Origin of the sequence: Fibrobacter sp. UWEL, assembly GCF_900142535.1 — a bacterium.
In the GTDB taxonomy this organism is placed as follows: domain Bacteria; phylum Fibrobacterota; class Fibrobacteria; order Fibrobacterales; family Fibrobacteraceae; genus Fibrobacter.
In genome coordinates, this window is the sequence record NZ_FRBE01000039.1 from 1 (window position 1) to 10,884 (window position 10,884).

General features: G+C 48.5%; 11 protein-coding genes. 9 read left to right on the plus strand and 2 right to left on the minus strand.

Annotated features, from left to right (window positions below; genetic code table 11):
- Positions 1 to 138 precede the first annotated feature (138 nt).
- Entirely contained in the window at positions 139 to 657 is a 519-nt protein-coding gene (locus BUB59_RS14485) for a hypothetical protein (protein ID WP_073231299.1), read from the plus strand.
- Positions 650 to 1,162 (plus strand): hypothetical protein, encoded by a 513-nt coding sequence (locus tag BUB59_RS14490; protein WP_073231301.1) that lies wholly within the window; start codon positions 650 to 652, stop codon positions 1,160 to 1,162. Before BUB59_RS14485 ends, BUB59_RS14490 begins: the two co-directional genes overlap by 8 nt.
- Before the next feature lie 121 nt (positions 1,163 to 1,283).
- Here BUB59_RS14490 and glgB read toward each other — a convergent pair whose 3' ends face one another.
- Positions 1,284 to 3,500 (minus strand): 1,4-alpha-glucan branching protein GlgB, encoded by a 2,217-nt coding sequence (glgB, locus tag BUB59_RS14495; RefSeq protein WP_073231303.1) that lies wholly within the window; start codon positions 3,498 to 3,500, stop codon positions 1,284 to 1,286.
- A 218-nt stretch (positions 3,501 to 3,718) separates the two neighbouring features.
- Between glgB and BUB59_RS14500 the strand changes: the two genes are divergently transcribed.
- The 5 genes from BUB59_RS14500 to BUB59_RS14520 are packed head-to-tail and all read left to right on the plus strand — an operon-like array spanning position 3,719 to position 7,466.
- Entirely contained in the window at positions 3,719 to 4,549 is an 831-nt protein-coding gene (locus BUB59_RS14500; RefSeq protein WP_073231305.1) for a pyridoxamine kinase, read from the plus strand.
- A 16-nt stretch (positions 4,550 to 4,565) separates the two neighbouring features.
- A complete protein-coding gene (locus BUB59_RS14505; RefSeq protein ID WP_073231307.1) occupies positions 4,566 to 4,997 on the plus strand; it encodes an acyl-CoA thioesterase in 432 nt (143 codons plus the stop codon).
- Between the two features lie 21 nt (positions 4,998 to 5,018).
- Positions 5,019 to 5,531, plus strand: a complete 513-nt coding sequence (locus tag BUB59_RS14510) for a gamma carbonic anhydrase family protein (RefSeq protein WP_073231309.1) — start codon at positions 5,019 to 5,021, stop codon at positions 5,529 to 5,531.
- Positions 5,524 to 6,486, plus strand: coding sequence for a diacylglycerol/lipid kinase family protein (locus BUB59_RS14515; RefSeq protein WP_073231312.1), 963 nt, complete (start codon positions 5,524 to 5,526; stop codon positions 6,484 to 6,486). Before BUB59_RS14510 ends, BUB59_RS14515 begins: the two co-directional genes overlap by 8 nt.
- Positions 6,486 to 7,466 carry a UDP-3-O-(3-hydroxymyristoyl)glucosamine N-acyltransferase gene (locus BUB59_RS14520; protein WP_073231314.1) on the plus strand — a complete coding sequence of 327 codons (981 nt, stop codon included), beginning with the start codon at positions 6,486 to 6,488 and terminating at the stop codon, positions 7,464 to 7,466. Before BUB59_RS14515 ends, BUB59_RS14520 begins: the two co-directional genes overlap by 1 nt.
- An 11-nt stretch (positions 7,467 to 7,477) precedes the next feature.
- Here the strand turns inward: BUB59_RS14520 and rhuM are convergent, their stop codons facing one another.
- The gene (gene rhuM, locus BUB59_RS14525; RefSeq protein ID WP_083540365.1) at positions 7,478 to 8,416 is read right to left on the minus strand and encodes a RhuM family protein; all 939 of its coding nucleotides are present in this window, start codon (positions 8,414 to 8,416) and stop codon (positions 7,478 to 7,480) included.
- A gap of 181 nt (positions 8,417 to 8,597) precedes the next feature.
- Between rhuM and BUB59_RS14530 the strand changes: the two genes are divergently transcribed.
- Together BUB59_RS14530 and BUB59_RS14535 are read left to right on the plus strand one after the other, a co-directional pair.
- Positions 8,598 to 9,770, plus strand: coding sequence for an FISUMP domain-containing protein (locus BUB59_RS14530; protein ID WP_083540364.1), 1,173 nt, complete (start codon positions 8,598 to 8,600; stop codon positions 9,768 to 9,770).
- Between the two features lie 206 nt (positions 9,771 to 9,976).
- Positions 9,977 to 10,621 (plus strand): LEPR-XLL domain-containing protein, encoded by a 645-nt coding sequence (locus BUB59_RS14535; protein ID WP_073231318.1) that lies wholly within the window; start codon positions 9,977 to 9,979, stop codon positions 10,619 to 10,621.
- Positions 10,622 to 10,884 lie beyond the last annotated feature (263 nt).

Below are 10,884 nucleotides of genomic sequence, written 5' to 3' on the forward strand. Positions count from 1 at the left end.
TTTTTTAATCAATACGAAAAAGAGTGTATATTTATACCAACAAATAATGAATATGGTTTATGAGAAACCCTCTATTAAAAAATCAACAAGTCCACGTAAGCCTGTAGTGAAATTTGACTTGTCTGCGGAGGTGATTCCATGAGTGGATTTCTAGCCCGCTACAAGTACACCTTGCTTACCGTTTTGTCTGTCGTGGCTCTGGTTGCTATCATCGGAGTGTATTTGTTCCCCAGGATGAGGGATGCCAGTGGCATATTGGTGGCCATCCGTTCCGAAATAGGGGAGTCTTCGGTTTTGGACAACGGCACAACGTCGCCGGATTCGCTAATCGCCAACTACAAAAAGATTTCCTCGGAACTGGATTCTTACGTGAATGTATCGGTGTCTTCTTCCAAGATACTGACATTTATTCTGGAAGCATCCAAGCAAAACGAGGTTGTTCTTCAGGATTTGTCAACCGGCGAGGTGGCAAGGCGTGGCGAGAATCTGGAATACCCCGTAAGGTTCAAGGCGAATTCCGGATTCCCTCAGTTCCTGCGATTCTTGACCACCTTGGAAAACAGCACCTATAGTGTCAAGGTCGTTAATGTGGACATGCGCCCCGGTGTGGCTTCTGTCTATCTGTCGGTCCTCAGCAAGGCAGGTCACGATGAATAAGTTCCTTGTTCTCCTGGTGACTGTTACGCTCATGATCTGGGGTGTATTCCTGTTCAAGATGTCTGATAAGGTGGATTCCCAGAAAGGCCAAAGTGAATCTGGATTGTTTGAGGAATTGTCTGGCAAAACGCCCCTGGATATTGAAACCCGCCTGGATTTTAAGAGCCTGCTTTCTCGCTTGAACCCGCAGGAAATGCCGGAAAATGACTTGCGCGATCCCTTCAAGGTTCCCACAAGCATTTTGCCACCGCCTAAGCCCCGTGTGGTGAAGGTTGCCTCCGCCCCTGTGGAAGCCCCGGTGGCAGTGGCTCCGCCTCCTCCCAAGCCGCCTTCCATTACTTTGGATGCCATTTTGCCCGGCGACAATCCTGTGGCCATCATCAAGTTCCGTGGCGAATCCGCAGTTGTCAGCGTAGGCCAGGAAATCTGGAATGTGGTGGTGCAGTCCATTGAATCCAACCGCGTCGTATTGCAGTACGCCGGCGGAACTTTTGAGATCAGGTGATTTTTTATTTCATAAAAAAAAGACCTCGCGTTTTTGCGAGGCCTTTTTAAATGCTTGGATCCTTCGCGCCTGCGGCGCTCAGGATGACGACTGTAATCATCGCTCAGGATGACGGTTGCAATTACTTCTCCAGCTTGAAGAATACGGCGCCCAGGGGCGGGACCTGTACGTTCATGCTCTGTGCGCGGTTCTGCCACGGGATCTGTTCGGTCTGGACTTCACCGAAGTTACCTACGTTGGAACCGCCATACATGCTGGCGTCGGTATTGAAGATTTCCTTCCACTTACCCTTGGTAGGTGCGCCTAGACGATAGTCGTTGCGGACTACTGGAGTGAAGTTGAATACGCAGAGAATTTCGTTACCGTGGTCATCCTTACGGACGAAGCTTACGATGGAATTGTCTGCGTCATCGCACCAGATCCATTCGAAACCGGTATGGTAATGGTCGATTTCCCAGAAGGGTGCGTTGTCCTTGTAGATGTGGTTCAAGTCCTTCATCATGGCGAGGATCTTGCCGTGGCTATCCCAGCTGACCAGGTGCCAGTCCAGGGAGCGCTTTTCGCACCATTCACGGAACTGACCGAATTCGTTGCCCATGAAGTTCAGCTTCTTGCCCGGGTGTGCGTACTGGAAGGCGTAAGTCAAACGGAGGTTTGCAAACTTCTGCCAGTTGTCGCCAGGCATCTTGCCCAGCATGGAGCCCTTGCCGTGAACAACTTCGTCGTGGCTGAACACCTGGATGAAGTTTTCGGAGTAGGCATATACCATGCTGAAGGTTAAGCTGTTGTGATGATACTTACGATGGATGGGCTCGTGCTGGATGTAGCTGAGGAAGTCGTTCATCCAACCCATGTTCCATTTGTAGTGGAAGCCAAGACCCCCCTGTTCAGGAGGACGGGTGATGCTTGGGAAGCTGGTGGATTCTTCGGCAATGAGGATGCCGTGAGGAGCCAAGCGGCCCATCACAGAATTCAAGTGCTTCAGGAATTCAAGGGTGTCGTAGTTGATGTTGCCGCCGTCCTTGTTGGGAACCCATTCGCCGGGGCCCTTACCGTAGTCAAGGTACAGCATACTTGCAACCGCATCTACACGGAGGCCATCGCAGTGGAATTCCTTGAGCCAGTACATTGCGTTTGCAATGAGGAAGTTCTTGACTTCGTTACGGCCCAGGTTAAAGATGTAGGTGCCCCAGTGGGGGTGTTCGCCCTGGCGGGGGTCTGCGTGTTCATAGCAGGCGGTGCCGTCGAAGCGGCCCAGTGCATGGGCGTCCTTGGGGAAGTGTGCCGGAACCCAGTCGATAATCACGCCGATTTCGTTCTGGTGGCAAAGGTCCACGAACTTACGGAACTGGTCGGGAGTGCCGTAGCGGCTGGTGGGGGAGTAGTAGCCCGTCACCTGGTAGCCCCAGGATTCGTCCAGCGGGTGCTCTGCCAGGGGCAAAAATTCCACATGGGTATAGCCCATTTCCTTCAGGTAAGGAATGAGGGAGTCCGCCAGTTCTTCCCAGTTCAGGAAACGGTCCGGATCTGCGGGATCGCGACGCCAGGAACCGGCGTGGACTTCGTAGATGTTCATGGGGCTGCCGAAGACCTTGGTGGCGTAATGGGTATACATGTACAGGTCATCGCCCCATTCGTAACCATCCAGGTGGGTGGTAATGGAAGCGGTTGCCGGACGGACTTCGGAAAGCTTTGCCAGCGGGTCCACCTTTACGTGGAGGTTGCCATCGGCGCCATGGATTTCGAAACGGTAAAGTTCGCCTTCGCCAAGGTTCGGGATGAAGATTTCCCAAATGCCGGAGGAACCCAGCATGCGCATCTGGTGGCGGCGGCCATCCCAGGAGTTGAAGTTACCGATGACGGAAACGGCGCGAGCATTGGGTGCCCAAACGGCGAAGTGAACGCCCTTGAAGCCCTGATGTTCCACCAGGTTGGCGCCCAGCTTGCGGTAAAGTTCGTAATGAGTACCGGAGGCAATCAGGTGACGGTCAAAGTCGGACAGCACCGGAAGGAATGCGTACGGATCGGTAAGGGTATATTCGTTACCATCGTCCTGACGGATGATCAGGTTATAGAAGAAGGGGGTGTACTCCTTGTCCAGGATGGCTTCGAAAAAGCCGGTGTCGCCAATCTTCACAAAGTCGAATTCAAATTCACCATCGCAGGATTCACCTGTGATGTAGGAAGCCTGGGGCTGGTAGGTACGGATAACGGTCTTTACGCCCTTGTCCGTGTTCAGCGGATGAATGCCTAGGATCGAAAACGGATCCTTGGTGCCGAAATTCCAAATAGCCTGCATGTCTTCCGACGTCAAACTGGTAAAATCATTCCATTCCATAATAAAACTCCTGGGCGAAACTCGGTCTACCAAATAGGCTGGTTTTACCCATATATTCTTTTGTAAATATAAGTAAAACTATTTTTTTGTGCGAAAAATTCTAAAAAAATAAATCAAAAAAATGACTCTTTGTCATTTGCCTCGTACCTGGAACCTGGAGCCTGGAGCCTTGATCCTGGCGCCTCGAACCTGACCTTAATTACTATCTTTTTTTTCGTATGAATAAGCGTGTTTTGACTATCCAGGATATTTCCTGTTTTGGCCAGTGTTCCTCTACGGTGGCCCTGCCTATTGTTTCTGCCTGCGGTATTGAATGTGCCGTACTCCCTTCTGCGGTGCTTTCCACCCATACGGGCCGTTTCAGAGGGTACACTTTTAGGGACCTTACCGACGACATGCTGCCCATCCGAGACCACTGGGTGAGGGAAGGCATTAAGTTTGACGCTTTCTATACGGGTTATCTTGGTAGCGTGCGCCAGGTGGATATTGTCCGCGAAATTATGTCCACTACCGCCAATCCAGGTGCGCTCCGCATCATTGATCCGGTTCTTGCGGATGCAGGTAAGCTGTATGCGGGCTTTGACCTGAATTTCGTGGAAGCCATGAAGCGCCTCTGTGGCGAAGCGGACGTACTGCTCCCAAACATTTCCGAGGCAAGTTATCTTACTGGACTACCTTATACCGAGGAATATGATCGAGCCTATATCGCCGAATTATGCAAGCGCCTGTGTTCCTTAGGCACTAAGTGTGTCATCATGACGGGCATTGGATTCCGTGAGGGCTATACCGGCATCGCCGTTTACGAAAATGGCGAACTTAAGCACTACGAACACAAGAAAGTGTCCATGTGGTGTCACGGAACCGGGGATATTTACGCCTCCGCCATTACGGGATCCCTTATGAGGGGTAAATCCATCATGGAAGCAGTAAAAATTGCCGCGGATTTTACTCTAAAAGCTATTGAAAATACTGTGGACGATGCAGAAGAACACTGGTATGGTGTTAAATTTGAATCAGCAATACCGACTCTGGTAAAATCGTTCGAATAACAATTGAGGTTTAGAGATGGCCGAAGAAAATATCAACTGGGAACCGCTGGTTTACACCGAAACTTTCAAGGTCACTCCCGAAATGATCGATGACAATCATCATTTCAACAACGTCTGGTCCGTCCAGTGGATCCAGGACATTTCCAAGAATCATTCCGAACAGTGCGGCGGCACCGCTCTTATGCGGGAGATGGGCTGCGGTTGGATGATTCATGAACAGCACATCGTTTACAAGAACCAGGCCTTTCTGGGTGACGAAATCAAGGGAACCACTTGGGTGGATTCCTTCAGCAAAGTGGTTAGCAAGCGTAAGTGCAAGTTCGAGCGGGTCAGTGACGGTAAGGTGATTTTCGAGTCCGAGACCCAGTGGGTGCTGGTGGATATTAACCGCGGCCGCCCCAAGGCTATTACTCCGGAAATGGTGGCTCACTACGGCACCTTGAAGTAATTTTTTATACATTGTACTTGTATGTCTAGCATTATTGAATACAAGGGCAAGAAGCCTGTCATTGGCGATCGCGTGTTTATCGCAGAAGGAGCCCGCCTGATTGGTGATGTGGAAATCGGTGAGGATTCCTCTGTTTTTTATAACGCCGTCATTCGCGCCGATTTAGCTGAAATTCGCATTGGCAAGCGAACCAACATTCAGGATAACGCCTCCATCCATCTTTCCCTGGACCAGGGCGTCCATGTAGGGGACGAAGTGACGGTAGGCCATAATGCCATCCTTCACGCCTGCGATATTGAGGACAATGTCCTGATTGGCATGGGTGCTATTGTGATGGACGGAGCCCGTATTCGTAAGAATTCGGTGGTGGCTGCAGGCTCCCTAGTTCCCCAGAACAAGGAATATCCCGAAGGAAGTCTCATTGTGGGGTCTCCTGCCAGGGTTTCTCGCCAACTTACGGAAGAAGAAATTCGTAAATTTCACGAAGGAGTGTTGCACTACCTTGAAATTAAGGATGAGCTTCTGAGTGTTTAAGTTTGTTTTTCTCATAAATCCCATTAGTGGTGGCGGCCAGGGGAAGGTGATTCACCAGTACCTGCCAGAGATTATGGAGTCCATGGGCTTTACCGCGGACCAGTGGAAGGCTGATTTCACCAAACGTGACGGGATGGAACAACAAATTCTGGAAGCCCTTTCCTCTACGGAAACGCTGATTGCGGTAGGCGGTGATGGAACCGTTTCTTCCGTGCTTTCCGTGATGATCAACTCCGAATATACTAAGACGGTAAAGATTGGCCTGATTCCCCTGGGAACAGGAAACGACCTTGCCCGCGTCTTGAACCTTTACAAGCCTTATGTGGACAAGGGCCTGCTGTTCCTGGTCCGCAGGCTTCTGACAGCACCGTCCCAGCCCTTCGATATCTGGAAGGTGAACGGGAAGACCGCCTTTGCCAACTATTTCTCCGGCGGTATTGACGCTCGAATTGCTCACGATTTTAACCTGGACCGCTCTACGGGAGCAATCAAGTCCTGTTCTGTCATTGCTAATAAGCTACACTATGTGAGACGCTTCTTTGCGGATCGTAACTACAAGTTGAAGCCCGCCAAACTGAACTATGTGACGGAAGACGGCATGAATCGTTGGCGTGATATTTCCGGATACAGGACGGTCATTGTAGGGAACATCCCCAGCTTTGCCAGTGGTTCCAATCCGTTCTACAAGTCCAACATGGCGGATGGCCTGCTGGAAATTGTTTGCGTCTGCAATATTGTCCAGTTCCTGCTGGGCATCGCCCTAGGAACCGTACCTGTTTTGGGAAATCTCCTGAAGAAGTATTTCCTCAAGTCCCGCAAGGCGAAGTCCATTACCTTCGATTTAGCCGAGGATGAATTCCTGCAGTTGGATGGGGAAGACCTGAGCGGCAAGGTGGGCAAGAAAGTAACCATCGAATACGCCTGCAAAATTCAGATTCTCGCCTTAGGTAAGTAATGACACCTGTGCAACTGAATGAGGTCCTGGACCAGCTGGCCATGGATTTTGACGGACCTGTCTGCTATGACAGAAATTGCCCTGACTTTGAACTGACGGGCTTTGCCTCCATGGAAAAGGCGACCCCGACGGATGTGAGTTTCTGGAATGGGAATATCAAGAGCATTACAGGTGCTGCTGGATTTTCTAGAAAGGATTTGGAGAACTGTGAAGCCGGATTGCTTTTTGTTCCCTCTCGATTGATGAAAGACGAATCCGCTACGGAACTTCGTCAAGTGTTTCCTGAGGTTCGTTGCCTGGTATCTGTGGACAATCCTTACCATGCTATGGTCCGCTTTATGGAAAAATTCGGGCCTACACCCTATGCGGCGGCAGAAATTCATAAGACCGCTTTTATAGGGCCTGGCTGTGTGGTAATGCCTGGTGCAAAGATTGGTGCCAATTGTGTTTTGGAAGCGAACGTAACCGTGTATCCCAATGTGGTCATCGGGGAAAACTGCACATTCCAAGCGGGTGTTGTTGTTGGTAGCCGCGGATTTGGTTTCTACGAATACCAGGGCAAACGTCGCATGGTTCCTCACTTGGCTGGGGTTCGCATTGGCAATAACTGTAGCTTCGGGGCAAACACTGTGGTGGCCGCAGGTTTTATTTCGCCCACCACCATCGGGAACGACAGCCACTTTGATGCCATGGTTCAAATCGGGCACAACAGTGTTGTAGGCAACAACGTCTATATGGCTGCACAAACTGCTTTAGGTGGCACCACCATCGTAGAAGACGACGTGAATATCGCTGGCGGCGCAAAGACTGCAGGCCATTTGACTGTGGGACGCGGCGCAACCATTACTGCAAAGGCTGGCGTCACCAAGAGCGTCCCCGCAGGCCGCACCGTAGCAGGTTTCCCCGCTATAGACGCTGATGTCTGGCGCAGGCAAATGGTGGAACTCCGTGTGGTGGCCAAGAAACATTTGAAGAAATAGGTTTGGGCTTTTTACCCATTAGCCTCTACCATTTCCATCACCTGCTCCACGGTCGCAAAATCCATGATGCTGTAGCCGCATAGGCCGTTGCCCATATCCTTGAAACTTGCTCCGAAATGGTAAACCTTTTCGTCAACGAGTAGAAATCTATCGTGAACTTGCCGCATGTTTCTTAGCTGCAATCCTGGGTATTGTTTGTTATGAATTTCCACCTGGTTTTGTAATGCCGTGGTGATGCGAGCTGTATAGACGATTGCTGTAACTTTCGGCTTTCGAAATGCTGCGAAATTTAATGCGGTGACATCTGCAAATGGGTCGATGAACACTACGGATTTTTCGGCGGATTTTACAAGTTCTGCAATGAGGGCGAAGCCGTCCCAGCGGGAATTGGCTGGGAGAATTCTTCCTTCAGGAGGCTTGGGACCTTTTACGAAGAAATCCACTTGATTTTCAAGGGCCTTGATTCGTGCAGAGTGATTCTCCTGCTCGTTTTTCAGGTCGATAATACGGTTTTCGTGATTTGCCAAATGGTGGTCGATGCGCTCTTCTGCTATAAGAAGCCGCTGATTGATGCTGAAGCCTTTGAGGAGGTGATCTTTAAGGACTTTGTTGGCCCATTGGCGAAAACGGGTTGCATTTTTGCTGTTTACTCTATAGCCGATAGAGATGATTGCGTCTAGATTGTAAAGTTTTGTTCTGTAGTTTTTCCCATCGGCGGCAGTTAGTTCCATTTTGGAACTAACTGAACTTTCGATGAGTTCCTCTGACGAAAAAATGTTTGCTAAATGCTTTGTTATAGCTTGCCTTTTCGTCCCGAATAAATCCGCAATTTGTTGTTGCGTCAGCCATACGGTTTCGTTTTCGAGACGGACATCAAGATGCAACTCGCCATCGGCATGGTAGGCGATGATTTCGCCTTTTTCGGGCGCTTTTTCCGGTTGATTTTCCATCGGATACTCCGAGGAACGCATTTCCCATGATGCGAGGTGACTCGCGGGCCCCTGTCGGGGGATATATGAAAAACCGGCGTTTCCGGCTGGGATAAATATACAAATTGCAAAAGTCAGATTATGACAATCTGCGTTTTTGACTATATTTTTTTTGAAAAAAGGGAATAAATTAGGAGAACATATGAAAAATTCTTTTCCGAGTGTCATTCTGAGCGAATCATCCCGCGTCATTCTGAGCGTAGCGAAGAATCTAGCGATGTTGTCTATCGCAGCAGTCATGTTCGTGGCCTGCGGTGGCGATAACGGCTCCAGCGCCAAGGACGACGATTCCTCCAGCAGCGTTGCTGACGAGGAAAAATCCTCCTCTAGCACAAAGAATAGCTCCTCTAGCGATAATGAATCCTCCAGCTCTGCTAAGGAATCCTCTTCCAGCACAGTTAAGAGCAGCAGCTCTTCCAGCGTCATCCTGAGCTCATCGAGCGAAGGATCCAGTAGCTCGGCTAAGAGCAGCTCCTCTGTTGCTTCTAGCTCTAGCGCAAAGTCCTCTTCTAGCACAGCAAAGAGCAGTTCTTCTGTTGCTTCTAGTTCCAGTGCTAAGTCTTCCTCTAGCAGCGCTAAGAGTAGTAGCAGCTCTGTGAAGGTGTCTAGCAGCAGCGAGTATAAACCGTTTGATCATTCTATTTATCTTGCACCTTCAATGACTGTAGGGCCTGATCGTTACAAGCAGTTTACTGATGAACGTACTGGTCGTAGCTACTACTATATCACCATTACAGGTAGGGATACCAGTTACAAGGCTAATTCTGTGACCGTCATGGCGGAAAATCTGAATATTGGTGAAATGATTCGCGGAAGAACAAACCAGGAAGATGATTCGAAAATTGAACGTTATTGTTATGACAACGACACCACCAATTGTGATAAGTATGGCGGTCTTTACCAATGGGCGGAAATGATGGCTTTGCCTAGCCGTTGCAATACGGAAAGTTGCGCCGATTTGATTCAGGAAAACCATCAGGGCATTTGCCCCGAGGGCTGGCGTTTGCTGACCTATAACGATATGTACACCATAGTCCATGCAGATGGAAATGAGGATGGTATCAAAGGTGTTCGCTCTGTTCCTTTTGGAGGCTTTAATACTACCGGATACTCTTTGGTTGGTGCTGGGTATTTGTGGAACTTTGCATTTGATGGTATGAATAGTAGTACATATTGGCATTATCCCGTTGAAAGAACCGAGAAAAGGTCTAATGCCTCGTGGGCTACTAACAGCAGCACTGATTTTCAGGTTGCTTCGACCAATAAAACCAACGGTCTTTCCGTCCGTTGCGTAAAGCTAGAAACTGAAGAATAATTCTCATCTCCTAAAAAATTTCGCATAAAAAGATTCTCGGGAACCCTCATGGTGAGGGCTCCCATTCCCAAGTTTAAATGATAATGATACGCAAAAGGCGCATCGAAGGCTAATCTCATGTCTAAATAGCGTGCTAAACGAGCGTCGCAAAATCAAGTTCACTTGATTTTATGACCGAGTGACGCCGCTAACGCCGAAGGCGTTCAATGAACGAAAACTCTCGTAAGTCCTCCAAGAACGCTTCTTCCAAGTCTTCTAAGGCAAGAAAAAACTCTAAGAAGAATTTCAAGATTGAAAATCTTGAACCACGCCTGATGATGGATGCCGCCTCCGGATTCGAGGTGGAAAGGCTGGATGCTTATGCAGAACAGTTTGAAAGTCTGTCTGCGACAATCGGTGATGAAGTTACAAAGGCTATTGATTCCGTTTCAAACTTTGACATTTCTTCTCTTGGCATCTCTGAAAAAATTGATTCTGTAACATCTCTGTTAAGCGATTCCGCCGAAAAGTTTAAGGCTACTGTTGTTGAAAATGTTTCGACCGTTTTAAATAATGCTATTGAAAATGCAAAACAAGAAATCGAAGCATTTAATGCTGCTATTGACGAAAAAATCGCGTCTGTAGAAGCTTCGATTGACGATAAAATTTCAAAAGTAAGTTTGTCTGAATTCGTTAACAAGTATGTTGCAGATTACCTTGCTAGCGTAAATGGCGAAAAGTACAAGGGTCTTGAATTTTCCGTAGATGGAACAAAACTTGTTGTATCTTTGGACTTGTCAAACACAAAGTCCCTTGAAGGCATGGGCTTTGATCTGGGAACATTGGGCGAAATGAAATTGGATGTGATTTGATTGAAAATTCAGAATGTCATCTTTTGACATCCGCTTTTTAGTACATTTATTCTGACAGACAATGGTTGGGGTCGAAAGACCCAACAAGCCGCTTTTACTTATATCGAATCCGTTAAGGATCCTTATGGGTAATGCGGCTTTTTTTTATATCCGAACAAAAATAAATATGGCTCTTCATCAACATGTGTGGGTGGCTTCGCCACCCTTTTTTGTTGACTTTCGCCTAAATTAAACAAAAAATGGGCTATTTTCTAAAATTTAAT

Excerpts from the sequence above, each read along its gene's own strand:
- glgB (WP_073231303.1), bottom strand. The coding sequence starts at position 3,500 with ATGGAATGGAATGATTTTACCAGTTTGACGTCGGAAGACATGCAGGCT.
- BUB59_RS14500 (WP_073231305.1), top strand. The coding sequence starts at position 3,719 with ATGAATAAGCGTGTTTTGACTATCCAGGATATTTCCTGTTTTGGCCAG.
- BUB59_RS14535 (WP_073231318.1), top strand. The coding sequence starts at position 9,977 with ATGAACGAAAACTCTCGTAAGTCCTCCAAGAACGCTTCTTCCAAGTCT.
- BUB59_RS14505 (WP_073231307.1), top strand. The coding sequence starts at position 4,566 with ATGGCCGAAGAAAATATCAACTGGGAACCGCTGGTTTACACCGAAACT.
- BUB59_RS14530 (WP_083540364.1), top strand. The coding sequence starts at position 8,598 with ATGAAAAATTCTTTTCCGAGTGTCATTCTGAGCGAATCATCCCGCGTC.
- BUB59_RS14520 (WP_073231314.1), top strand. The coding sequence starts at position 6,486 with ATGACACCTGTGCAACTGAATGAGGTCCTGGACCAGCTGGCCATGGAT.
- BUB59_RS14485 (WP_073231299.1), top strand. The coding sequence starts at position 139 with ATGAGTGGATTTCTAGCCCGCTACAAGTACACCTTGCTTACCGTTTTG.
- rhuM (WP_083540365.1), bottom strand. The coding sequence starts at position 8,416 with ATGGAAAATCAACCGGAAAAAGCGCCCGAAAAAGGCGAAATCATCGCC.
- BUB59_RS14510 (WP_073231309.1), top strand. The coding sequence starts at position 5,019 with ATGTCTAGCATTATTGAATACAAGGGCAAGAAGCCTGTCATTGGCGAT.
- BUB59_RS14490 (WP_073231301.1), top strand. The coding sequence starts at position 650 with ATGAATAAGTTCCTTGTTCTCCTGGTGACTGTTACGCTCATGATCTGG.